This window comes from Streptomyces sp. NPDC046977, assembly GCF_040644455.1.
GTDB lineage: Bacteria > Actinomycetota > Actinomycetes > Streptomycetales > Streptomycetaceae > Actinacidiphila.
In genome coordinates this window covers 61309-85216 of sequence record NZ_JBEYWO010000016.1, presented here as the reverse complement: position 1 = coordinate 85216, position 23908 = coordinate 61309, and the positions used below count along the sequence as shown (strand labels likewise).

The following is a 23908-nucleotide window of genomic DNA, read 5'->3' as shown; positions in this document are numbered from 1 at the left end:
CAGGGGCCCTTCGAGAAGGCGCGGACTCGCATGTTCGGACAATGTGATGTCAGAGTTTCCTGAGGCCGAGAGCGGCGGATACGCTCCCCCTGTGTCCAAAGCAGAGTCCGCGCCGCTCGAGTTCGAGGTGGACCGCTCGAGCCCGGTGCCGCTGTACTACCAGCTCGCCCAGCAGCTGGAGGGCGCCATCGAGCACGGTCGGCTCGCCCCGGGCAGTCTGCTCGGCAACGAGATCGAACTCGCCGGACGCCTCGGCCTGTCGCGGCCGACCGTCCGCCAGGCCATCCAGTCCCTCGTCGACAAGGGGCTGCTGGTGCGCCGCCGCGGCGTGGGCACCCAGGTCGTGCACAGCCAGGTCAAGCGCCCACTGGAGCTGAGCAGCCTCTTCGACGACCTCCAGGCGGCCGGCCAGAGCCCCGCCACCCGGGTGCTGCGCAACGAGGCCGTGCCGGCCTCCGCCGAGGTCGCCGCCGCGCTCGGTGTCGCCGAGGGCAGCGAGGTCCGCGTCCTGCACCGGCTGCGCCTCACCCATGGCGAGCCGATGGCGCACATGTGCAACTACCTGCCGCCCGGGCTCATCGACCTGGACACCGCCCGGCTGGAGTCGACCGGCCTCTACCGGATGATGCGCGCGGCCGGCATCACCCTGCACAGCGCCCGCCAGTCCGTCGGCGCCCGCTCCGCCACCGAGGAGGAGGGCGAACTGCTCGGGGAGGAACCGGGCGCGGCGCTGCTGACCATGAGCCGTACGACGTACGACGACACCGGGCGCGCCGTCGAGTACGGCACGCACATCTACCGCGCCTCCCGCTACGCGTTCGAGTTCCAGCTGCTCGTCCGCGCCTGAGGGATCCGTCACGCCTGGGGCAGAGCATTGCTCCGCGTGACGGATACTGGGTCCTTTCCAGGATTCGGCAGGGAAGGCACCAGGTGGAGAGGGCGAACACCGGGAGGCGCGTGCTCGGCGCGCTACTGACCGTGGCCATCGGGGCGACGATCGCGGGCTGCAGCAGCACCGGCGGTCTGCGCGCGGAGCAGCGCGCCAAGGAGGCCCGGGCCAACGGCTCGGCCGTCGACACCCCGCGGTGGAAGATCGCCATGGTCACCCACGCGGGGGCGGGCGACACCTTCTGGGACATCGTCCAGAAGGGCGCCAAGCAGGCCGCGGCCAAGGACAACATCACGTTCCTGTACTCCAGCAGCGACCAGGGCAAGGACCAGGCGCAGCTCGTCCAGACGGCCATCGACCAGCACGTCGACGGCCTGGTCGTCACGCTCGCCAAGCCGGAGGCCATGAAGGACGTCGTGCTGAAGGCGGAGAAGGCCGGCATCCCGGTCATCACCATCAACTCCGGCTCCGCGGAGTCCAAGGAGTACGGCGCCCTCGCCCACATCGGCCAGGACGAGACCATCGCCGGTGAGGCCGTCGGCGACGAGCTCACCACCCGTGGCATGAAGCACGTCCTGTGCGTCCTGCACGAGCAGGGCAACGTCGGCCACGAGCAGCGCTGCGCGGGCGTGAAGAGCACCTTCAAGGGCACCACGGAGAACCTGTACGTCAACGGCACCAACATGCCCGACGTCCAGTCCGCCCTCCAGGCCAAGCTCCAGTCCGACCCCTCGGTGGACGCCGTCGTCACCCTGGGGGCGCCCTTCGCAGCCACCGCGGCCAAGGCCAAGGAGCAGGCCGGCAGCAAGGCGGAGGTCGACACCTTCGACCTCAACGCCCAGGTCGCCGCCTCCCTGAAGGCCGGCACCATCGGCTTCGCCGTCGACCAGCAGCCCTACCTCCAGGGCTACGAGGCGATCGACCTGCTGTGGCTCAACCGCTACAACGCCGACGTCCTCGGCGGCGGCAAGCCGGTCCTCACCGGGCCGCAGATCGTCACCAAGGACGACGCGGCGGCACTGGAGGACTACGCGAAGCGGGGCACCAGGTGAGCGCGGACACCCTTCTGCCGCCGCGCGGGCCGGCCCAGCGCCTGCTGGGCCGCCCCGAACTGGGCGCCGTGGTGGGCGCCGCGGCGGTCTTCGTCTTCTTCGCGGTGTCCGCCGACTCCTTTGTGCGGCCCGAGAGCCTCGGCACCATCCTGTACGCCGCGTCCACCATCGGGATCATGGCCGTACCGGTCGCGCTGCTCATGATCGGCGGCGAGTTCGACCTCTCGGCGGGCGTCCTGGTCACCAGCTCGGCCCTGGTGTCGTCGATGTTCAGCTACCAGATGACGGCCAACGCCTGGGTCGGCGTCGGCGTCTCCCTGCTGACCACCCTCGCCATCGGCTTCCTCAACGGCTACCTGCTCGTGCGCACGAAGCTGCCCAGCTTCATCGTCACGCTCGGCACCTTCCTGATGCTCACGGGCGCGAACCTGGGCCTGACCAAGCTCATCGACGGCACGGTCAGCACCAAGTCCATCGCCGACATGGAGGGCTTCTCCTCCGCACGGGCCCTGTTCGCCTCGCACCTGACGATCGGCGACGTGGACCTCCAGGTCACCATCGCCTGGTGGGTGGCCCTGGTGGCGCTCGCCACCTGGGTGCTGCTGCGCACCCGCGCCGGCAACTGGATCTTCGCCTCGGGGGGCAACCCCGACGCGGCCCGCGCGGTCGGCGTCCCCGTCGCCCGCACCAAGATCGGGCTGTACATGGCCGTCGCCCTGTGCGCGTGGATCTCCGGGCAGCACCTGCTGTTCTCCTTCGACGTGGTGCAGTCGGGGGAGGGCGTCGGCAACGAGTTCCTGTACATCATCGCCGCGGTCATCGGCGGCTGCCTGATGACCGGCGGCCACGGCTCCGCCATCGGGTCGGCAGTGGGGGCGTTCATCTTCGGCATGACGAGCAAGGGCATCGTGTACGCGCAGTGGAACCCGGACTGGTTCAAGTTCTTCCTCGGCGCGATGCTGCTCCTGGCGACGCTGCTGAACGCGTGGGTGCGCAAGCGGGCGGAGGCGGCCAAGTGACCCCCCTGGTGAAGCTGACCGGCGTCGGCAAGTCGTACGGCCGCGTCCGCGCACTGGAGGACGTCTCGCTGGAGGTCCACGCGGGGGAGATCACCTGCGTCCTCGGTGACAACGGCGCGGGCAAGTCCACCCTCATCAAGATCATCGCGGGGCTGCACCAGCACGACACCGGCACCTACGAGATCGAGGGCGAGGCGGTCCGCCACACCTCGCCGCGCGAAGCCCTGGACCGAGGCATCGCCACGGTCTACCAGGACCTCGCCGTCGTGTCGCTCATGCCGGTCTGGCGCAACTTCTTCCTCGGCTCGGAGCCGCGTGTCGGCCGGGGCCCCTTCAAGCGGCTCGACGTCGCCACCATGCGCGCCACCACCCGCGCCGAACTGCTGCGCATGGGCATCGACCTGCCCGACGTCGACCGGCCCATCGGCACGCTTTCGGGCGGCCAGCGGCAGTCCGTCGCCATCGCGCGGGCGGTCCACTTCGGCGCGAAGGTGCTGATCCTGGACGAGCCCACGGCGGCGCTCGGCGTCAAGCAGTCGGGCGTGGTGCTCAAGTACGTCGCCGCCGCGCGGGACGCGGGGCTCGGCGTGGTGCTCATCACGCACAACCCGCACCACGCCCACCTCGTCGGCGACCGGTTCGTCCTCCTGCGCCGCGGCACGGTGTCCGGCGCGTACGCCAAGGACGGCATCTCGCTGGACGACCTCACCCGGGAGATGGCGGGGGGCAGCGACCTCGAAGCGCTGGCGCACGAGCTGCGCCGCCCCGCCGGCTGACGCAGCTGTCCGCCCCCTGGCGCGCTGCGGGCGCACCGGCGGGGCAGAAGCACCGTGCGGGGGTCGCGCAGCGTGAGGGGCGGCCCCCCGAAGCGCCGCGCGCCCCCCACTTAGAATCACAGTGGACCCACCCCCGACCGCCGGAGAGACGAGCCTTGCGAGCGACCGAGCAGCAGCCCCGGACCGGAAAAGCGGCGGTGAACCGATGAGCACGTACCGTGAGCGCGCGTACCGCAGCGGTTCCGCGCGATCCTCCAGCAGCTCCACCCTTCTGAGCACCGTGGGACGGCGCGAGCGGCGTTCGCACCTCACCGCCCCGCGCGTGCCGACCGTCGGCATCGACATCGGCGGCACCAAGGTGATGGCCGGCGTCGTCGACGCGGACGGCAACATCCTGGAGAAGCTGCGCACCGAGACCCCGGACAAGAGCAAGAGCCCGAAGGTCGTCGAGGACACCATCACCGAACTCGTCCTCGACCTGTCGGAGCGCCACGATGTGCACGCCGTCGGCATCGGCGCGGCCGGCTGGGTCGACGCCGACCGCTCCCGGGTGCTCTTCGCGCCGCACCTGGCCTGGCGGGACGAGCCGCTCAAGGACCGCCTCACCGAGCGCCTGCGCGTCCCGGTCATGGTGGACAACGACGCCAATACCGCCGCCTGGGCCGAATGGCGCTTCGGCGCGGGCCGCGGCGACAGCGACCTCGTCATGATCACGCTCGGCACCGGCATCGGCGGCGCGATTCTGGAGGACGGCCACGTCAAGCGCGGCCGCTACGGGGTGGCCGGGGAGTTCGGCCACATGCAGGTGGTGCCGGGCGGCCACCGGTGCGCCTGCGGCAACCGCGGCTGCTGGGAGCAGTACAGCTCGGGCAACGCCCTGGTGCGCGAGGCCCGCGAACTGGCCGCGGCGGACTCGCCGGTCGCGCACGGGATCATCGACCGGGTCGGCGGCCAGGTGCGGGAGATCACCGGTCCGCTCATCACGGAGCTCGCCCGTGAGGGTGACGCGATGTGCGTCGAGCTCTTCCAGGAGATCGGCCAGTGGCTGGGCGTCGGCATCGCCAATCTCGCCGCTGCCCTGGACCCTTCCTGCTTCGTCATCGGCGGCGGCGTCAGCGCGGCCGACGATCTGCTCATCGCCCCCGCCCGGGACGCCTTCCGGCGGCACCTGACCGGGCGTGGCTACCGCCCCGAAGCGCGTATCGTCAAGGCGCAACTCGGCCCCGAGGCCGGGATGGTCGGCGCCGCGGACCTGGCACGGCTGGTGGCCCGTCGCTTCCGGCGGGCCAACCGCCGCCGGGTCGAGCGGTACGAGCGCTACGCGAAGGTTGTCGGCAAGTGAGCAGTCCCCCCTTGAGGAAGCCGCCCCGCTGGGTGCAGTGGACGGTCGTCCCGCTGCTGATCGTCGTGCCCGTCTTCTACGTGCTCATCTCCGCGGAGCAGAGCCGCGACGGAGGCGAGCAGAAGCAGAAGCTGGCCGCGGCCACCACCCTCACCTACACGTGGCCCACCAAGGTGCAGCGCCGCATCTACGACGTGCCGATCCCGCCCCGGTCGCGCCCCGTGGCGTTCCTGGAGACCAACAACTGGGCGGCCAGCTCGCTCTATGTGCAGTTCACCACCAGTCAGGGCGGACTCGACACGTTCCTCGCCCAGGTGGGGAGCAGCCGCGCCGCGCTCAAGGACGGCGAGGTCACGGTGAGCCGCAAGCAGGCGAGCACCGTGCGCTGGGCGTTCGGCTCCGGGCAGCACTGGGCCGGGACACGGCTCCAGCAGCACGGCGACAAGCCCGACCACGACATCACGGTCGACCTGACGAGCCCGGACGCGCCCGTCGTCTACGTCGTCTCCACCATGGACTTCGCCTGACGCGTGTGCCGGGAACGGCCGGGCGGGGGGCGGTGGCACCGCTCGGCCGTTCGCTCGATAGCGTGACAATCGTGAGCGACGAGCAGACCCCGCAGACCCTCCAGTACCGCTTCGACGGCCCCGAGGACGCCCCGGTCCTTGTCCTCGGCCCCTCACTCGGCACCACGTGGCACATGTGGGACCGGCAGGTTCCCGAGCTGACGCGCCAGTGGCGCGTCCTGCGGTACGACCTGCCGGGACACGGCGGCGCTCCCGCCCAGCCGTCGGTGTCGACCGCCGAACTCGCCGACCGGCTGCTGCGCACCCTGGACCAGGCCGGGATCGAGCGCTTCGGCTACGCCGGCTGCTCCTTCGGCGGCGCGGTCGGCACCCAGCTCGCGCTGCGCGCCCCGCACCGCGTGGCCTCCCTGGCGCTGATCTCCTCGGCCGCCCGCTACGGCACCCCCGACGCCTGGCGGCAGCGCGGTGTGATCGTCCGCGCCAACGGGCTGGACCAGATCGCCCAGAGCGCCCCGGAGCGCTGGTTCGCCGACGCGTTCCGCACCGCGCAGACGGCTATCGTCGACTGGGCCGTGCAGATGGTGCGCAGCACCGACCCCGAGTGCTACGTCGCCGCCTGCGAGGCGCTCGCCTCCCACGACGTCCGCGCGGACCTCGACCGGATCGCCGTCCCGGCGCTGGTGCTGAACGGCGCCGAGGACCCCGTCACGCCCCCCGCCGACGCCAGGGCGCTGGTGGCCGGGATAACCGACGCGCGGCTCGCGGTCGTCCCCGGCGCCTCGCACCTGGTGCCGGTCGAGCAGCCCGGAGCGGTCACCGAGCTGCTGGTCCGCCACTTCGAGTCGGCCTGGGCCGAACCGGCGGCCGGATACGCCACGGCACCGGCCCCCGCCGCGCCGACCGGGCCTGTCGCGCCCGCGGCCCAGGCACCGGCCCCGACCGCCCCCGTCGCCGGCGGTGCACCCCAGGGCGCCGCGGGCGCCTACGGCGACGGCGACCGCATCCGCCGCGAGGTGCTGGGCGACGCCCACGTCGACCGGGCCGCCGAGCAGGCCGACGGCTTCGGCGTCGACTTCGAGGACTTCGTCACCCGCTACGCCTGGGGCGAGGTCTGGAACCGCCCCGGGCTCGACCGCCGCACCCGCAGCGTGGTCAGCCTGACCGCGCTGGTCGCCGGCGGCCACCTGGACGACCTCGCCAGTCACATCCGGGCGGCGCTGCGCAACGGGCTGAGCCCCGCGGAGATCGAGGAAGTGCTGCTGCAGACCGCCGTGCACTGCGGGGTCCCGGCCGCGGGCGCCGCCTTCACGGTGGCGCGACAGGTGATGCGGGAGGAGACTCGCCCGGGGGAGTGAGACCGCGCGCGGCGCCCCTGACCCCATCACCTCCCGCACCGGGACGGGGCGCCCGGCCTCGGCCATGATGGCCATGCAAAGGATCACCGCCGCGGAGGAGAGTCATGAAACTGACGAAGAAGGGCCACGCCTGCGTCCGGCTGGAGAAGGACGGGCGGGCGCTCGTCATCGACCCCGGCGGCTTCACCGAGCCGCGGGCCGCGGCCGGGGCGGAGGCGGTCCTCGTCACCCACGAGCACGCCGACCACTTCAGCGAGGAGCAACTGCGCGCCGCGCTGGAGGCCGATCCTGGATGCGAGATCTGGACGCTGAAGAGCGTCGCCGACCAGGTCTCCGCCGCCTTCCCCGGCCGGGTGCACACCGTCGGCGAGGGCGACACCTTCAGCGCCGCGGGCTTCGACATCGAGGTGCACGGGCAGCTCCACGCGGTGATCCACCCGGACATCCCGCGGATCACCAACGTCGGGTTCCTGCTGGACGGCACCGTCTTCCACCCCGGTGACGCGCTCACCGTCCCCGGCCGTTCCGTCGAGACCGTGCTGCTGCCGGTGCACGCCCCGTGGAACAAGGTCTCCGAGGTGATCGACTACCTGCGCGAGCTCAAGCCGGCCCGGGCCCTCGACGTTCACGACGCCCTGCTCAGCGACCTGGGCAGCACCCTCTACGACCGCCTGCTCGGCCCCGGCGGCCCGGGTGTGGGCGGCGCCGGGCACGGCCGGCTGGCTCCCGGGGAGAGCGTCGAGCTGGGCTGACGCCCCGCGCGGCGGCGGGCGGGGCCGGTTGTCGGAGGCGGGCGGTAGATTCGGTGCCATGCGCATCGCCACCTGGAACGTCAACTCCATCACCGCCCGCCTGCCGCGGCTGCTCGCCTGGCTGGAGCAGAACAGCCCGGACGTGCTGTGCGTCCAGGAGACCAAGTGCGCCGAGGCGCAGTTCCCCTTCGACGAGCTGCGCGCCCTCGGTTACGAGACCGCCGTCAACGCCACCGGCCGGTGGAACGGGGTGGCGCTGCTCTCCCGCGTCGGCCTGGCGGACGTCGTCGTCGGCCTGCCCGGCGGTCCGCTGTACGAGGACGCCGAGGAGCCCCGCGCGGTGTCGGCCACCTGCGGCGCGGTCCGCGTCTGGTCGGTCTACGTGCCCAACGGCCGGGAGGTCGGACACGACCACTACGCCTACAAGCTGCGCTGGTTCGAGGCGCTGCGCAGCGCCGTCGCCAAGGACGCGGCGGGCGAGCGCCCCTTCGCCGTCCTCGGGGACTACAACGTGGCGCCCACTGACGAGGACGTCTGGGACCCCTCGGTCTTCGAGGGGATGACGCACGTCACCCCGGCCGAGCGGGAGGCGCTGGCGAGCCTGCGCGAGGCGGGCCTGAGCGACGTGGTGCCCCGCCCGCTCAAGTACGACCGCCCCTACACCTACTGGGACTACCGCCAGTTGGCCTTCCCCAAGAACCGCGGCATGCGCATCGACCTGGTCTACGCGAACCAGCCGTTCACCAAGGCCGTGAGCGACGCCTACGTCGACCGCGAGGAGCGCAAGGGCAAGGGCGCCTCCGACCACGCCCCCGTGGTCGTCGACCTCGACGTCTGACCGCTGCGGGGCATCCCTACCGCGAAGCGGCCGCCGTTCCGGCGCTGGAACTCCACCCAGTCGCCGGGCAGCCCCGGCGGGCAGGGCAGGTGCAGGGTGACCGGTGCGGCCACCTCGCGCAGGTCCACCACCGGCGCCTGGTCCGGCAGTCCCGCCAGGACGTCGGCCAGTTCCGGGTCGGCGCCGGGGCGAGCGTCGACGGCCGGGGTGCCGCGCAGGTCGGGCCGGTAGGAGACGACGTGGGAGGCCTCGGCCAGCCGTTCCAGCACGCCGGCGTCGTCCGAGGGGCCGCGGCCGTCGGTGCCCTGCGCGCCGGTGCGCTCCAAGGCGGCCAGTCCCGCGGACGCGAGCGCGGTCACCCAGGAGACCAGGGACGGCGCGACGTAGGCCCAGGTCTCCTGGAACACCCCGGTCGCGGCGAACACGCGCCCCCAGGCACCGGTGACCGTGTCCACGTCGACGAAGAGCGTGTCCTGGCCCGCCTCGTGCAGCAGATGCGCCGAGCCCGGCGGCCCTACCGCCCAGTCGCCCGCGGCCAGTCCCCCTTCCGGCGCGAAGCGGTACTCCTCCCGCCCGCCGATCCTGACCGCCCGGACCCGGCCCACCAGGCGGCGCGCCTCAGGCGGCAGCGGCACGCCCCAGCCGTCGATCTCGCGCTCGCCGGCGCCGGGGGTCAGCCGCACCGCTCCCGGTGCGCGTTCCGCCAGTTCCTCGAGCAGGCGCCAGGCGCGGTCGGCCGTCCGCAGGGCGGCCTCCCGTTCATCGGACATCCCGTGCCCCTTCTCGCACCGGGGTTCTCACGCTACGTATTGTGCGGCAACGGATCGTGTGCGGTGTGCCGTTGCCGTCCTCCCGCGGCCCCGGACGGACCCCGCCCGCACCGTGGTCGTGGAAGCGGGACGCGGCCCTTCGGGACCGGTCGTGGTGCCGCGGGAATCACCCGACCGGAGTCGGATGCGGGCCATCCGGCGGATCGCTCCCGGGGGGTGATACGCGTTCGAGGAGCGCTCGACACGGACTGTGCACGAGACTTTGATGAAGGAGTACTCCATCACCGCCCGGCTTTTCGCGCGGACGGCATACGCTGACCTGCATGGAGATCTCGTTCCTCGACAAGTGGCGCAAAAAGTACGGCGAGGTCGTGGGCACGGCCCTGACGGGGCCGGTCGTGGACGATCCCGAGGGTGTGGGTGAACTACTGGCCGAATGCGAGCTGCTGCGCGCCCGTGCCGAGTCCGAGGGGGTCGTGCTCGACGACACCGCCAGGTCGCTGGAGAGCATCGACCAGTTGCAGCCGCGCTGGCGCGACGATCCCGACGAGCTCACCTGGCTCGGCAACGACGCCGGGCTCTACCTCGGCACGGTCATCGTGCGCACGGTGCCGGGTGCCGCCTGGCAGATCTGGCCCAACGGCAGGCCCGTGGTGATGCTCGCCTCCGGACGCGAACTGGACGTCGTCGAGGCCGGCCACGAGTGGGCCGAGGGCGGCACTCCGGAGCTGTCGCAGGTGTACGCGGAGGCCTCGGAGCCGTAGGCCCGCCGGTGAGGGACGTCGGGTGACGCGTTCCGCCCCGCCGAGCACGGCCTCGAGGAAGCGGCCACGAGACCACCCGTCCCGAGCCTCGCCCCCGCCCGCGGCCCGGGCGCGCCGGCCGCCGGTTCCCGGGACCGCGTGAACGCCCGCGAACGGCGCGCCGAACCGCACGGCGCGCCGCGGGCCCGCGCGCCCCTCGGCGAGGTCTGCGTCCCCTGCGACGAGCTCGCGGCGGCCCATGCCCGGCGGCTGCTCGCGGCGGTCCTCGACAGCTGGGGGCTCGGGCACCTGCTGGAGACCGCCGAGGCCGTCCTCGCGGAACTCGTCGGCAACGCCGTGCGGCACGCCGGGGGCCGCCACGTGGGCATCACGCTGTGGCGGAGGCTCTCCCTGGTCCATCTGCCGGTGCGTGACGGGTCGCGTGCGCTGCCCTGCCCGAGGCTCACCGGGCCGCCTCCCACCTGCCCGGAGGACGGCAGCGGACTGCAGGCCGTCTCGTCCCTCAGCTTCCGCCGGGGCACCGAGCTTCTCCCGGCCGGCAAGCGTGTCTGGGCCGAGATCGCCGTCTGACGGGGCGTCGGGAGGTGCATGATGAGGTCATGGACTCCCTGCAGCAGATGCCCAACATCGGAGCTGTACTGGCGGAGCGCCTCCGCCGTGTCGGCGTGACGGACGCCGACGAGCTCCGGCGCCTCGGGGCGGGACGTGCCTTCGCGATGATCCGCGGGGACCTTCCCGAGGACGCCCGCAGCCACACCCTGTTCGCCCTGGAGGGCGCGATCCGCGGCACCCGCTGGACCGCCATCCCCAAGCCCGAGCGGGACGCGCTCGCCGGGAAGGTCCTGGGGGAGGGGCACGCCGACGCCACCGCGGGGAGCCAGTAGCGCCCGGGTCCCCCCGCGCCCCCTGTGTGCGGCGGACCGGCCCCGGGCCGCGCGCCGGGCGCCGCACCAGGCGGACGGCGCTCGGTGCACTTCCCGCACAGTCATTGACTTTCGCCTCGCCCCGCGTCGAGTCTGAACCGTCAGCGTTGACAGGGGGAGGGCCCGATGGCTGTCGGACGTGCGTCGATCCTGGGTGTCGCGGCGGCCGCGGCCGCACTCGTCCTCACGGCGGGGAGCGCGGTGCCGGCCGCCGCGCACGGGGGTGGCGGTCACGGGCCGGGTCACGGTCACGGTCACCGCGCCGCCTATGTCGCGCTCGGCGACTCCTACACCTCCGGGCCGCTGATCCCCACTCAGGTGGATCTCAACTGTGCCCGCTCCAACCGCAATTACCCCTCACTGGTGGCCGCGCGGCTGCGTGGTGCCGAGCTCACCGACGTGAGCTGCGGCGGTGCCACCACCGCCGAGATGTGGAAGGCCCAGGGCACCAATCCGCCGCAGCTGGACGCCCTGTCCCGCCGGACGTCCCTGGTCACACTGCAGATCGGCGGCAACGACGTCGGTTTCGGCAGCATCATCCGGACCTGCGCCGGGGCCGCGCTCGGTGATCCCACGGGCAATCCCTGTCAGCGGTTCTACTCCTCCGGCGGCAGCGACCAGTTGCGCGCGGCGATCGACGCCACCGCGCCGAAGATCGACGCGGTCCTGGGCGCCGTCCACCGCCGCGCCCCGCACGCCCGTGTCGTGGTCGTCGGCTATCCGGCCCTGCTCCCCGACAGCGGCATCGGCTGCCGTCCGGCGGTGCCCTTCGCGGACGGGGACTTCGCCTACCTGCGCGACACCGAGAAGCGGCTGAACGCGATGCTCGCCCGCCGTGCGAAGGCCGCTCACGCGACCTACGTGGACACCTACACCCCGACGGTCGGGCACGACATGTGCACCGCCCCCGGCGTGCGCTGGATCGAGCCGCTCACCCCCGCCGCACCGGCCGCCCCCGCCCACCCCAACGCCCTCGGCGAGCAGGCCATGGCGGCCGCGGTCCTGGCCCGTCTGCACGTCCACCGGTGAGGCGGGCCACTCCCGTCGTCGGGCCGTCCGTCACATGATCATTCCGTGGCGGCGGCCGCCACGGGCGCGGCCTCCGGGCGGGCGACCGGCGTGGTGGCGGCCCGGGTGACGTCCGAGACGATCTCCACGACGTCCGGTCCGTACGCCTGCGAGTTGACGACCTTCAGCAGCAGGCAGAACGTGCCGTTGACGCCGTACTTGCGGGTGAGCCGGCCGTAGTGGCGTGCCAGGTAGCGCACCGCCGCCTGGTTGGTGACCGCGCGCTGGCCCGAGGCCAGGAAGACCGGGCGGCTGTTGCCGGTGTTCTCGTCCGCGGCGAGCCGGGCCAGCAGGACGTACTCGGTGGTGCCCTTGTCCATGCGGTAGGTCTCGCCGCCCACCGTCAGCGCGCCCTGGTCGGGGCCGTTCTTGTCCTTGGCGACCTCCACGCCGGGCAGCATCGACCGCAGGTGGGCCGCCATGCGGTGATTGGAGACCGGGCCGCCGATGCAGAACTCGGTGCGTGCGCCGAAGCCCTGCCAGGCGGTGTCGTGCGGCAGGATCTCGGCGTTGGCGCGGCACTCCTTGATGAGCGCGGAGAGCTCGATGAGCGCGAAGACGTCATGACGCGCCACGCTCCACTCCCGCGCGCCCGGGTCGCGGTTGACCACCAGCAGGCACTCGGAACCGGCGGGCAGCCCGAAGAAGCGCTGCTTGCGGCGGAGCCGGCGGCGCCACACATAAGTGCGCACGAACCATCCCAGTGCGGCGCTCAGGCCGCTCGCGGCCAGACCCAGCACGATGTTGCGCACGTCGTCGCTCATGGCCTGCGATGGTAGTTGAGGTGTTCCTGACGAGGAACCCGGGGTCGGGATACGCTGCATGAACGGTCGCCCTAGTGGAGGTCCACGTATGCGTCGTCACGCCGCACGGATCCTGTCGCTGCTCACCGTCACCGCCACCGCGGCCCTGTCGGTCGCGGCGGCCCCGCCCGGCGGCCCGGCGGCTCATCACGGACCACCGGACAAGGCACCGCTCGCCGTCGGCTACGGCGGCGCCGTCTCCAGCGTCGACGCCGACGCCTCGGCCGCCGGCATCGAGGTCCTGCGGCGCGGCGGCAACGCCGTGGACGCCGCGGTCGCCACCGCCGCCGCGCTGGGTGTCACGGAGCCGTACTCCTCCGGCATCGGGGGCGGCGGCTACTTCGTCTACTACAGCCCCAGGGACCACAAGGTCCACACGATCGACGGCCGGGAGACCGCGCCCCGCAGCGCCACCGACCGGCTCTTCGTCGAGAACGGGCAGCCGCTGCCCTTCGACGCCGCCGTCACCAGCGGCCTCAGCGTCGGCGTCCCCGGCACGTCCGCCACTTGGGACACCGCGCTCGATGCCTGGGGCACCCGGAGCCTCGGCGAGATGCTCCAGCCCGCGGAGCGGCTCGCGCGCACCGGCTTCACCGTCGACGCCACCTTCCGCAGCCAGACCGAGGGCAACCTCGCCCGCTTCAAGGACTTCCCCGCCACTGCCGCCCTCTTCCTGCCCGGCGGACAGCTGCCCGCCGTCGGTTCCACCCTCAAGAACCCGGATCTCGCGCGCACCTACGAGGAGTTGGGCCGCAAGGGCATCGCGGCCCTCTACGACGGCGAGATCGGCACCGACATCGTCAACACCGTCCGCAAGCCCCCCGTCGGCCCCGGCGCCACCCGCGTCGTACGGCCCGGGGACCTCACGGCGCGCGACCTGGCGGCGTACCGGGCGAAGGTGCAGAAGCCGACCCGGGTCGCGTACCGCGGACGGGACGTGTACGGGATCGCGCCGTCCTCGTCCGGCGGCACGACGGTCGGCGAGGCGCTCAACATCCTCGAGCGCACCGGAAGCCTGTCGCGGCTGTCGGACGCCCAGTACCTGCACCGCTTCCTGGAGGCGAGCCGCATCTCCTTCGCCGACCGGGGGCGCTGGGTCGGTGACCCCGCCTTCGAGAAGGTCCCCACCTCCGGGCTGCTGTCGCAGCGGTTCGCCGACTCGCGCGCCTGCCTGATCAAGGACGACGCGGTGCTGACCAGCCCGCTCGCGCCCGGTGATCCCGCGCACCCGGCCGCCTGCGGCGCGCGCGGCACGGCCGCCCCCACCACCTACGAGGGCGAGAACACCACGCACCTGACGGTCGCCGACAAGTGGGGCGGCGTCGTGGCCTACACCCTCACCATCGAGCAGACCGGCGGCAGCGGCATCACCGTGCCCGGCCGCGGCTTCCTGCTCAACAACGAGCTGACCGACTTCTCCTTCGTGCCGGCGAACCCCGCCGTCCACGACCCCAACCTGCCCGGTCCCGGCAAGCGGCCGCGCTCCTCCATCTCGCCGACGATCGTGCTGAAGGACGGCAAGGTCGACTTCGCGCTCGGCTCGCCGGGCGGTGCCACGATCATCACCACCGTCCTCCAGGTGCTGACCGAGCACGTCGACCGCGGCCTGCCGCTCGTCGACGCCATCGCCGCCCCGCGCGCCAGTCAGCGCAACACCGCCACCACGCAGGCGGAGGCGGCGTTCCTGGCCGGTCCCGCGGCGGCGCAACTCAAGGCGCTCGGACAGAACCTGGTGGAGGGCGCCGAGATCGGCGCGGCCACCGGTGTCCAGCGGCTGCCGGACGGACGGTGGCTGGCCGCCGCCGAGCCGGTCCGCCGCGGCGGCGGCTCCGCGATGGTGGTCCGGAGCGCCGGCCGCTGAGCGGGGGTGACGGCGTGTGCTGCGGCTCCGCCGTGAGTGAGTGCGCGGAGGGGCCGGGCCGCACCGGTCGCGGCCCCGCCGGAGCCGGCCGGCCCCCTCCGCCGAGGAGGTGGACCGGCCCCGCGCCCGCGCCGCGACGAGGCGGCCGCACTGCGCCGAGCGGGTCTGTCCGGTCGCGAAATCCGATCGGCTTCGTTGAGTAAAGGCGCCGGTATTGCCACAGTGGGCAGTGGGCCCTACGTTCTTCCCACCGCCGGATCTACGTGCGTAGACCAGCCCGCCGGTCCGGTGTGACACCGCGTCAAAGGAGCTGTCATGCCCAATGTCGTACGAGCGGCGCTCGTTCAGGCGACGTGGACCGGCGACACCGAGTCGATGATCGCCAAGCACGAGGCGCACGCCCGTGAGGCCGCCGCCCAGGGCGCCAAGGTGATCGGGTTCCAGGAGGTGTTCAACGCCCCCTACTTCTGCCAGGTGCAGGAGGCCGGGAACTACCGCTGGGCCGAGCCCGTGCCGGACGGCCCGACCGTGCGGCGGATGCGGGCGCTGGCCGAGGAACTGGGCATGGTCATGGTGGTCCCCGTCTACGAGATCGAGCAGGACGGGTTCTACTACAACACCGCGGCCGTGATCGATGCCGACGGCTCGTACCTCGGCAAGTACCGAAAGCACCACATCCCGCAGGTCAAAGGCTTCTGGGAGAAGTTCTACTTCAAGCCCGGCAACCTCGGCTGGCCCGTCTTCGACACCGCGGTCGGCAAGGTCGGCGTCTACATCTGCTACGACCGGCACTTCCCCGAGGGCTGGCGCGCCCTCGGCCTCGCGGGCGCCCAGCTCGTCTACAACCCCTCGGCCACCCATCGCGGCCTGTCGGCCTACCTCTGGAAACTGGAGCAGCCGGCCGCCGCCGTCGCCAACGAGTACTTCATCGCGGCCATCAACCGCGTCGGCCAGGAACCGGAGTACGGCGACAACGACTTCTACGGCACTTCGTACTTCGTCGACCCGCGCGGCCAGTTCGTCGGCGAGCCCGCCTCCGGCAAGGAGGAGGAACTCGTCGTCCGTGACCTGGACTTCGACCTGATCCCCGAGGTGCGCCAGCAGTGGGCTTTCTACCGGGACCGCCGCCCGGACGCCTACGGCACCCTCACGGAGGCGTGATCGTTGATATGACCATGACCGAACGTTCGCAGCAGCATGCCGCGCTCCACGCCCGCCACAAGGCCGTCATGCCCCAGTGGCTGGCGACCTACTACGCCGACCCGATCGAGATCACCCACGGCGAGGGCCGCCACGTCTGGGACGCCGAGGGCCGGCAGTACCTGGACTTCTTCGGCGGCATCCTCACCACCATGACCGCCCACGCACTGCCGGAGGTCACCGCCGCCGTCCGCGACCAGGCCGGGCGGATCCTGCACTCCTCGACGCTCTACCTGAGCACCCAGGCCGTCGAACTCGCCGAGCGCATCGCGGCCCTGTCCGGGATCCCCGACGCCCGGGTCTTCTTCACCACCTCCGGCACGGAGGCGAACGACACGGCGCTGCTGCTGGCCACCACCCTGCGCGGGTCCAACCAGATCCTGGCCCTGCGCAACAGCTACCACGGCCGCTCGTTCTCGGCGATCGGCATCACCGGCAACACCGCGTGGTCGCCGACCAGCCTGTCGCCGCTCCAGACGCTCTACGTGCACGGCGGCGTGCGCACCCGCGGCCCGTACGCGCACCTGTCGGACGCGGAGTTCGTCGCCGCCTGCGTCGAGGACCTGGAGGACGTGCTCGGCCAGGCCAACGGCCGGGTCGCCGCCCTCATCGCCGAACCCGTGCAGGGCGTCGGCGGCTTCACCTCCGGCCCGGACGGGCTGCTGGCCGCCTTCAAGCAGGTGCTGGACCGGCACGGCATTCTGTGGATCAGCGACGAGGTGCAGACCGGCTGGGGCCGCACCGGCGACCACTTCTGGGGCTGGCAGGCGCACGAGGGCTCCGGCCCGCCGGACATCCTCACCTTCGCCAAAGGCGTCGGCAACGGCCTGTCCATGGGCGGTGTCGTCGCCCGCGCCGAGGTGATGGACTGCCTCGGCGCCAACTCCATCTCCACCTTCGGCGGCAGCCCCATCACCACCGCCGGGGCGCTGGCCAACCTCCAGTACCTCCTCGACCACGACCTCCAGGGCAACGCACGGCGTGTCGGCGGGCTGCTGAAGTCCCGTCTGGAGGCCATCTCCGCCGGACTGCCGGTGGTCCGCGAGGTCCGCGGCCGCGGCCTGATGCTCGGCGTCGAACTCGCCGACACCGCCGCCGTCGGCGTTGTCATGGAGGCGGCCCGCGAGGGCGGTCTGCTCATCGGCAAGGGAGGCCGCGCCGGTGACGCGCTGCGGATCGCACCGCCGCTGTCGCTGACCGTCGCCGAGGCCGAGGAGGGCGCGTCCATCCTGGAGGCGGCCCTGAAGCAGGCGCAGAGCGAGGTCGGTGGCGGGGTGGCCTGACACTCCGTCCGTTCCGCGGTCCGGGCGGCCGCACCGCCGCCCGGACCGCGTCCATCGGCCGGATCCGCACCTGATGTGACGCCGTTTCATCTCCGCGGGCGAGGGCGCGGAAGCCGCACCTATAGTGCCGCCCGCGCCCGTTTCATGGCATATTGTGAACGTTCGCCTTGGGGGCGGTCACCGGGAGGTCGGCCGGCCCGACGATCGGTGGCAGCGGTATTGCCACCGTGGGTGACGGGCCGTACGTTCTTCCCACGGCCGGGGTCTACGTGCGTAGAGCCGTTCCGACATGGCATCGAGTCACCGGCGACCCCGCCCTCAGCCATGGAAGGAGTGGGAGCATGAGCCGCACCGTCATCCGCGGCGGACTGGTCGTCACCGCCGCCGACGAGATCCACGCCGACGTGCTCGTCGAGGGGGGCCGGGTCGCCGCACTCGCCGCCCACGAATCCGACGCCGCCCGGGGCTGGGCGGAAGCCGCCGACCGGGTCCTCGACGCGACGGGCATGTACGTCATCCCGGGTGGCGTCGACGCGCACACGCACATGGAGCTGCCCTTCGGCGGCACCCATGCCTCGGACACCTTCGAGACGGGAACGCGGGCCGCCGCGTGGGGCGGGACCACCACGATCGTGGACTTCGCCGTGCAGTCCGTGGGCGCGTCGCTGCGCGCCGGGCTCGACGCCTGGCACGCCAAGGCGGACGCCCAGTGCGCCGTGGACTACGGCTTCCACATGATCCTCTCCGACGTGAACGAGGACACCCTCAAGGAGATGGACATCCTGGTCGAGGAGGGCGTCACGTCCTTCAAGCTGTTCATGGCCTATCCGGGGGTGTTCTACAGCGACGACGGCCGCATCCTGCGGGCGATGCAGCGCGGCGCCGGCAACGGCGGCCTGGTGATGATGCACGCGGAGAACGGCATCGCCATCGACGTGCTGGTGGAGCAGGCGCTGGCCGCCGGGAAGACCGATCCCCGCTACCACGGCGAGGTCCGCCACGCGCTCCTGGAGGCCGAGGCCACCCACCGCGCCATCCGCCTCGCCCAAGTCGCCGGTTCCCCGCTCTACGTCGTCCATGTGTCGGCCGAGCAGGCCGTCGAGCAGATCGCCCTCGCCCGGGACAAGGGCCTGCCGGTCTTCGGTGAGACGTGTCCGCAGTATCTGTTCCTGTCGACGGACAACCTCGCGGAGCCGGACTTCGAGGGGGCGAAGTACGTGTGCTCGACGCCGTTGAGGCCCAGGGAGCACCAGGCCGCGCTGTGGCGTGCTTTGCGGACCGATGATCTCCAGGTGGTGTCCACGGACCACTGCCCGTTCTGTTTCGTGGGGCAGAAGGAGCTGGGCCGGGGGGACTTCTCGAAGATTCCCAACGGTCTGCCGGGGGTGGAGAACCGGATGGACCTGCTGCACCAGGCGGTGGTCGACGGTCACATCAGCCGCCGCCGCTGGATCGAGATCGCGTGTGCGGCTCCGGCGCGGATGTTCGGGCTGTATCCGCGCAAGGGCACCATCGCGCCGGGCGCGGACGCGGACATCGTGATCTACGACCCCGCGGCCGAGCAGGTCGTGTCCGCCGCCACCCACCACATGAACGTCGACTACTCGGCCTACGAGGGCAAGCGGCTCACCGGGCGGGTGGAGACCGTGTTCTCCCGCGGCGAGCCGGTCATCGAGGGCCGCACCTATGTGGGGCGCGCCGGCCACGGCCGGTACACCCCGCGAGGCACCTGCCAGTACCTCGGCTGAGAGAGGCGTGTTGAGCCATGGAATTCGGACTCGTCCTGCAGACGGACCCGCCCGCCTCGGGCGTCGTGGAGCTGATGAGGCGCGCGGAGCGCAACGGATTCGCCTACGGCTGGACCTTCGACTCGGTGGTGCTGTGGCAGGAGCCGTTCGTCATCTACAGCCAGATCCTGGCGCAGACGGAGCGGCTGATCGTGGGGCCGATGGTCACCAACCCGGGCACGCGGACCTGGGAGGTGACCGCGTCCACGTTCGCCACGCTCGCGGACATGTTCGGCAACCGGGTGATCTGCGGCATCGGGCGCGGTGACTCGGCGATGCGGGTGGCCGGGCGCAAGCCCAACACCCTTGCCCGCATCGAGGAGGCCATGCACGTCATCCGCGAGCTCGCGGAGGGCCGCGAGGCCGACCTCGGCGGGCATGTCATCCACATCCCGTGGGTCAAGCAGGGCTCCCGGCTCCCCGTGTGGATGGCCGCGTACGGACCGAAGGCGCTGGCGCTGACCGGCGCCAAGGCAGACGGCTTCATCCTCCAGCTCGCCGACGTCCATCTCACCGAGTGGATGGTCAAGGCGGTCAAGGACGCCGCCGTCGCCGCCGGGCGCGACCCCGACGAGGTGCGGATCTGCGTCGCGGCACCGGCCTACGTCACCGAGGACGACTCCCCGCAGGCGCTGGCCCATGCCCGCGAGCAGTGCCGCTGGTTCGGCGGCATGGTCGGCAACCACGTCGCCGACCTCGTCTCCCGCTACGGCCACCACTCCGGCGCGGTCCCCGAGGAGCTGACGGAGTACGTCAAGGCGCGGATGGACTACGACTACGCCGAGCACGGCAAGGCCGGAAACCGGCACACGGACTTCGTCCCCGACGAGATCGTGGACCGCTTCTGCCTGATCGGCACGGCGCAGCAGCACATCGAGAAGCTGACCGCGCTCAAGGCCCTGGGCGTCGACCAGTTCGCGCTGTACGACATGCACGACGCCAAGGAGGCCACCATCGACGCCTACGGCGCGACCGTGATCCCCGCCCTCACCGGCTGACCGGGGAACCGGGCACATGGAGGAGGCCGCGGCCCCCGCCCAGATCACGCACAGCGACGGCCGCGTCGAGCTGGCACCCGGCGCGGCCGTCCCGCACGGCCGCCACGCCAACGAGGACCTGCTGCCGGTCCCGCTGGCCCGACGCACCTGGACCACGTACAACTTCACCGCCCTGTGGGTCGGCATGGCCCACAACATCCCGTCCTGGACGCTCGCCTCCGGCCTGGTGGCGCTCGGCATGGACTGGAAGCAGGCGGTGTTCACCATCGCCCTGGCCAATGTCATCGTGCTGGCCCCGATGCTGCTCACCGGCCATGCCGGGCCCAAGTACGGCATCCCCTTCCCCGTGCTCGCCCGCGCCTCCTTCGGAGTGCGCGGCGCGAACCTGCCGGCACTGCTGCGGGCGGCGGTGGCCTGCGCGTGGTTCGGGATCCAGACCTGGATCGGCGGGCAGGGCATCTTCGTGCTGCTCGGCAACATCTGGGGAGGCTGGGCCGGCGCGGCGCGGATCGGCGGCTACCCGTGGACGCTGTGGCTGTGCTTCGCGGTCTTCTGGGCGCTCGAACTGGCCATCATCTACCGGGGCATGGAGACGCTGCGCCGCTTCGAGAACTGGGCGGCACCCTTCGTCATCATCGGCGCCCTGGTCCTGCTCGGCTGGATCGCCGCGAAAGCGGGCGGCCTCGGGCACCTGCTGGACCAGCCGTCCTCGCTCGGCTGGGGGCCGGACTTCTGGCAGGTCTTCTTCCCCGCCCTCATGGGCATGATCGGCTTCTGGTCGACGCTCTCCCTCAACATCCCCGACTTCACGCGCTTCGGCGCGGGGCAGCGCGCCCAGGTCCGGGGGCAGACGCTGGGCCTGCCGACGACCATGACGCTGTTCGCCGTGCTGTCCGTGCTCGTCACCTCGGGCTCCGAGGCGGTCTACGGCAAGGCCATCTGGGACCCCGTCGAGCTGGCCGGCAAGGCCGACAGCGTCTTCGGCCTGCTCTACGCCCTGGTCACCGTCCTGGTGGCGACGATCAGCGTCAACCTCGCCGCCAACGTCGTCTCGCCCGCCTACGACCTGTCCAACCTCGCTCCCAGGACCATCGACTTCCGCACCGGCGCCCTCATCACGGGCGTCGTGGGCGTGCTGATCTTCCCGTGGAAGCTGATCTCCACACCCGAGCTGTACATCTACACCTGGCTCGGGGTCGTCGGCGGCATCCTCGGCACGGTCGCGGGCATCCTGATCGCCGACTACTGGGTCGTCCGCGGCACCCACCTCGCACTCCCCGAGCTGTACCGGTCCGGCGGCGGCCGCTACTGGTACCGCGCCGGCTGGAACTGGCGGGCGGTGGCGGCCTTCGCCGCGGGCGCGCTGCTGGCGATCGGCGGCTCCTACTCCAAGGTCGACACCAAGGGCACGAAGCAGGGCCCGTTCCCCGTCGACGGGCTGATCCCGGCGCTCCGTCCGCTCGCCGACTACGGCTGGGCCATCGGCCTCGCCACGTCCTTCGTGCTCTACACGCTCCTGATGTGGCCGGACCGGCGGCGCGCGCGCACCGCGTGAGCGGCGCGGATGGCGTGAACCGGCCAATGCCACCGCGACTGCGCACGGCGCCGGGCGATCTGGTCTGATGGGGGAGTGATCGATGACGCACTCTTCAAGGCCGTGGAGGACGCCGTACGGGCGGTCGCCGAGGCAGCGGTCGTGCCGCGCTGGCGGCAGCTGACCGCCGCCGACATCAGCCACAAGACCGGCCCCGGGGACCTGGTCACCGTCGCCGACCGCGAGGCGGAGGCGCGGCTCACCGAAGAGCTGCCGGCGCTGGTGCCCGGCTCCGTCGTCGTCGGCGAGGAGGCCGTGCACGCCGATCCGTCCGTCCTGCGCCGGATCGGCGGCGGCGACCCGGTCTGGATCGTCGATCCCGTCGACGGCACCGCCAACTTCGTCGCCGGCAGGCCCGAGTTCGCCACCCTCGTCGCCCTCGCGCAGGACGGCGAGGTGCACGCCTCCTGGACGTACGTGCCGTGCCTCGGCCTGATGGCCACCGCCCGGCGCGGCGCGGGGGCGCTGCTCAACGGCGAGCCGATCCGCACCGCCGAGAGCGTGGAGGGCGCCGCGCTGACGGTCGCCACCTCGCAGTTCTCCTTCCTGGACGAGCAGGAACGCCGGCAGTTCGACGTGCTCGGCAGCGGCGGCGTCACGGCCCGCCAGTGCACCTGCGCCGGACTGGACTACCTGGAGGTCGCCCGGGGCGCCCTCGACGCCGTCGCCTTCACCTGGGAGTCGCCCTGGGACCACGCGGCCGGGGTGCTCCTGGTCGCCGAGGCCGGCGGGGCGGATGTCACCGCCGCGGGGGAGCCCTTCCGGATCGCGGGCGGCAACGCCTTCCCGTTCTCGGTCGCGCGCGACGAGGCGACCGCGCGGCGCGTCGTCGGCCTCATGGCGGGTGGCCGGTGAGCCGGGCGCGCGTCCTGGACGCGATCGTCGTCGGCGCCGGCCCCAACGGACTGACCGCCGCGGTCGAACTCGCCCGCGCGGGGCTGTCCGTGGAGGTCTTCGAGGCCGGCGAACGCGTCGGCGGCGGGGCGCGCACCGAGGAACTGACGCTGCCGGGCTTCCTGCACGACCCCTGCTCGGCCGTGCACCCCCTCGGCGTGGGCTCGCCCGCGTTCAACGCCATGCCGCTCGCCGCCCACGGACTGGAGTGGCTGCACCCGGAGCTGCCGCTCGCCCACCCCTTCGGCGACGGCACCGCGGCCGTCCTGGCCCGCAGCGTCGGCGCGACCGCCGCCTCGCTGGGACCGCGCGACGCGGGCACCTACCGCCGGCTGCTCGCCCCGTACATCGGGCGCTGGGACACCCTCGCCCACGACTTCCTGCGGCCCCCGTGGCAGGGGCTGCCGCGCGACCCGCTGGGCTTCGCGCGCTTCGGGCTCACCGGTCTGCCGCCGGTGGCGCTGCTGGCCCGGCGGTTCCGCGACCCGAAGGCCCGCGGGCTGCTCGCCGGCCTCGCCGCGCACACCGTCGCACCGCTCACCAGCCCGCTGACCGGCGCCATCGCCCTGATGTTCGCGATCGCCGCGCACGAGGTCGGCTGGCCCCTGCCGCGCGGCGGCTCCCAGAGCCTGTCCGACGCGCTGGCCTCCTACCTGCGCGAGCTGGGCGGCACCGTGCACACCGGGGTTATGGTGCGCAAGATCGACGAACTGCCGCCTGCGCGCGCCTATGTCTTCGACACCTCGCCCACGGCGCTCGCCCGGATCGCCGGGCTGGGCGACGCCTTTCACCGCTACCGCTACGGCCCCGCCGCCTGGAAGATCGACTACGCGCTGGACGGCCCCGTGCCCTGGACCGCCGCCGAGGCGCGACGGGCCGGCACCGTGCATATCGGCCCGACCTACGGCGAGATCGGCGACGCCCTCGACCGGGCCGTCACCGGCCGGGACCCGCAGGTGCCGTTCCTCATCACCGCGCAGCCCAGCGTCGTGGACCCCGGCCGCGCGCCGGAGGGCAAACACGTCTTCTGGGCCTACGCGCACGTGCCCAACGACTGGCCGGGCGACGCCACCGAGGCCGTCGAGCGGCAGATCGAGCGCTTCGCCCCCGGCTTCCGCGATCTGGTCCTCGCCCGCGCCGTCAGCGGCCCCGCCGAACTGGCGGCCCGCAACCCCAACTACACCGGCGGCGACATCGCCTGCGGCGCCTTCACCGGCCTGCAGACGGCCTTCCGCCCGAAGCCGAGGTGGAACCCGTACACCACCGCCCGCCCCACCGTCTTCCTCTGCTCCTCCGCCACTCCGCCCGGGCCCGGCGTCCACGGAATGCCGGGCCACTACGCGGCCCGCGCGGTCCTGAAGCGGCTGGGCGCGGCCGTCCCGCGCCGGTGACCGGCTCCGCGGCCACGCTGCG

The 23908-nt window shown here is 72.6% G+C and carries 23 protein-coding genes; 21 read left to right on the top strand and 2 right to left on the bottom strand.

Annotated elements, in window-relative coordinates; genetic code table 11:
• Positions 1 to 91 precede the first annotated feature (91 nt).
• The 9 genes from ABZ883_RS23190 (at position 92) to ABZ883_RS23150 (ending at position 8550) form a co-directional block, all read left to right on the top strand.
• Positions 92 to 847, top strand: a complete 756-nt coding sequence (locus ABZ883_RS23190) for a GntR family transcriptional regulator (RefSeq protein WP_360908950.1) — start codon at positions 92 to 94, stop codon at positions 845 to 847.
• 83 nt (positions 848 to 930) lie between these two features.
• Positions 931 to 1941: a sugar ABC transporter substrate-binding protein gene (locus ABZ883_RS23185; RefSeq protein WP_360908948.1), complete on the top strand. Its 1011-nt coding sequence runs from the start codon at positions 931 to 933 to the stop codon at positions 1939 to 1941.
• Positions 1938 to 2960: an ABC transporter permease gene (locus ABZ883_RS23180; protein ID WP_360908946.1), complete on the top strand. Its 1023-nt coding sequence runs from the start codon at positions 1938 to 1940 to the stop codon at positions 2958 to 2960. The genes ABZ883_RS23185 and ABZ883_RS23180 overlap by 4 nt, the downstream gene beginning before the upstream one ends.
• The gene (locus tag ABZ883_RS23175) at positions 2957 to 3736 is read left to right on the top strand and encodes an ATP-binding cassette domain-containing protein (RefSeq protein ID WP_360908944.1); all 780 of its coding nucleotides are present in this window, start codon (positions 2957 to 2959) and stop codon (positions 3734 to 3736) included. Before ABZ883_RS23180 ends, ABZ883_RS23175 begins: the two co-directional genes overlap by 4 nt.
• A 205-nt stretch (positions 3737 to 3941) precedes the next feature.
• A complete protein-coding gene (locus ABZ883_RS23170; RefSeq protein WP_360908943.1) occupies positions 3942 to 5078 on the top strand; it encodes an ROK family glucokinase in 1137 nt (378 codons plus the stop codon).
• Positions 5075 to 5605, top strand: coding sequence for a hypothetical protein (locus ABZ883_RS23165; protein WP_360908941.1), 531 nt, complete (start codon positions 5075 to 5077; stop codon positions 5603 to 5605). Before ABZ883_RS23170 ends, ABZ883_RS23165 begins: the two co-directional genes overlap by 4 nt.
• Positions 5606 to 5676: 71 nt before the next feature.
• On the top strand, positions 5677 to 6960 hold the full coding sequence (locus tag ABZ883_RS23160; protein WP_360908939.1) for an alpha/beta fold hydrolase: 1284 nt from the start codon (positions 5677 to 5679) through the stop codon (positions 6958 to 6960).
• Positions 6961 to 7064: 104 nt separating this feature from the next.
• Positions 7065 to 7712: an MBL fold metallo-hydrolase gene (locus ABZ883_RS23155; RefSeq protein ID WP_360908937.1), complete on the top strand. Its 648-nt coding sequence runs from the start codon at positions 7065 to 7067 to the stop codon at positions 7710 to 7712.
• A gap of 58 nt (positions 7713 to 7770) precedes the next feature.
• Positions 7771 to 8550 (top strand): exodeoxyribonuclease III, encoded by a 780-nt coding sequence (locus ABZ883_RS23150; RefSeq protein ID WP_360908935.1) that lies wholly within the window; start codon positions 7771 to 7773, stop codon positions 8548 to 8550.
• On the opposite strand, the gene ABZ883_RS23145 is transcribed toward ABZ883_RS23150, so the two are convergent.
• Entirely contained in the window at positions 8475 to 9320 is an 846-nt protein-coding gene (locus tag ABZ883_RS23145) for a hypothetical protein (RefSeq protein WP_360908933.1), read from the bottom strand. The genes ABZ883_RS23150 and ABZ883_RS23145 overlap by 76 nt on opposite strands.
• A gap of 323 nt (positions 9321 to 9643) precedes the next feature.
• Between ABZ883_RS23145 and ABZ883_RS23140 the strand changes: the two genes are divergently transcribed.
• The 4 genes from ABZ883_RS23140 (at position 9644) to ABZ883_RS23125 (ending at position 12036) form a co-directional block, all read left to right on the top strand.
• Positions 9644 to 10084 (top strand): DUF6278 family protein, encoded by a 441-nt coding sequence (locus ABZ883_RS23140; RefSeq protein WP_360908931.1) that lies wholly within the window; start codon positions 9644 to 9646, stop codon positions 10082 to 10084.
• Between the two features lie 138 nt (positions 10085 to 10222).
• Complete coding sequence (locus tag ABZ883_RS23135; protein ID WP_360908929.1) at positions 10223 to 10654, top strand: ATP-binding protein; 432 nt, start codon at positions 10223 to 10225, stop codon at positions 10652 to 10654.
• Between the two features lie 29 nt (positions 10655 to 10683).
• Positions 10684 to 10968, top strand: coding sequence for a TfoX/Sxy family DNA transformation protein (locus ABZ883_RS23130; protein ID WP_360908927.1), 285 nt, complete (start codon positions 10684 to 10686; stop codon positions 10966 to 10968).
• A gap of 165 nt (positions 10969 to 11133) precedes the next feature.
• Positions 11134 to 12036 carry an SGNH/GDSL hydrolase family protein gene (locus ABZ883_RS23125; RefSeq protein ID WP_360908925.1) on the top strand — a complete coding sequence of 301 codons (903 nt, stop codon included), beginning with the start codon at positions 11134 to 11136 and terminating at the stop codon, positions 12034 to 12036.
• A gap of 38 nt (positions 12037 to 12074) precedes the next feature.
• Here ABZ883_RS23125 and ABZ883_RS23120 read toward each other — a convergent pair whose 3' ends face one another.
• On the bottom strand, positions 12075 to 12839 hold the full coding sequence (locus ABZ883_RS23120) for a hypothetical protein (protein WP_360908923.1): 765 nt from the start codon (positions 12837 to 12839) through the stop codon (positions 12075 to 12077).
• An 88-nt stretch (positions 12840 to 12927) separates the two neighbouring features.
• Between ABZ883_RS23120 and ggt the strand changes: the two genes are divergently transcribed.
• The 8 genes from ggt (at position 12928) to ABZ883_RS23080 (ending at position 23886) form a co-directional block, all read left to right on the top strand.
• Entirely contained in the window at positions 12928 to 14739 is a 1812-nt protein-coding gene (gene ggt, locus ABZ883_RS23115) for a gamma-glutamyltransferase (protein ID WP_360908921.1), read from the top strand.
• A 315-nt stretch (positions 14740 to 15054) separates the two neighbouring features.
• Positions 15055 to 15900 carry a nitrilase-related carbon-nitrogen hydrolase gene (locus tag ABZ883_RS23110; protein WP_360908919.1) on the top strand — a complete coding sequence of 282 codons (846 nt, stop codon included), beginning with the start codon at positions 15055 to 15057 and terminating at the stop codon, positions 15898 to 15900.
• A gap of 14 nt (positions 15901 to 15914) precedes the next feature.
• Complete coding sequence (locus ABZ883_RS23105; protein WP_360908917.1) at positions 15915 to 17222, top strand: aspartate aminotransferase family protein; 1308 nt, start codon at positions 15915 to 15917, stop codon at positions 17220 to 17222.
• 341 nt (positions 17223 to 17563) lie between these two features.
• Complete coding sequence (gene hydA, locus ABZ883_RS23100; protein WP_360908915.1) at positions 17564 to 18970, top strand: dihydropyrimidinase; 1407 nt, start codon at positions 17564 to 17566, stop codon at positions 18968 to 18970.
• A gap of 17 nt (positions 18971 to 18987) precedes the next feature.
• The gene (locus tag ABZ883_RS23095) at positions 18988 to 20007 is read left to right on the top strand and encodes a TIGR03842 family LLM class F420-dependent oxidoreductase (RefSeq protein WP_360908913.1); all 1020 of its coding nucleotides are present in this window, start codon (positions 18988 to 18990) and stop codon (positions 20005 to 20007) included.
• A gap of 16 nt (positions 20008 to 20023) precedes the next feature.
• Positions 20024 to 21562: an NCS1 family nucleobase:cation symporter-1 gene (locus ABZ883_RS23090; RefSeq protein ID WP_360908911.1), complete on the top strand. Its 1539-nt coding sequence runs from the start codon at positions 20024 to 20026 to the stop codon at positions 21560 to 21562.
• Between the two features lie 75 nt (positions 21563 to 21637).
• Positions 21638 to 22456, top strand: coding sequence for an inositol monophosphatase (locus tag ABZ883_RS23085; RefSeq protein ID WP_360908909.1), 819 nt, complete (start codon positions 21638 to 21640; stop codon positions 22454 to 22456).
• Positions 22453 to 23886, top strand: coding sequence for an NAD(P)/FAD-dependent oxidoreductase (locus ABZ883_RS23080; protein ID WP_360908907.1), 1434 nt, complete (start codon positions 22453 to 22455; stop codon positions 23884 to 23886). The genes ABZ883_RS23085 and ABZ883_RS23080 overlap by 4 nt, the downstream gene beginning before the upstream one ends.
• The last annotated feature ends 22 nt before the right edge of the window (positions 23887 to 23908 follow it).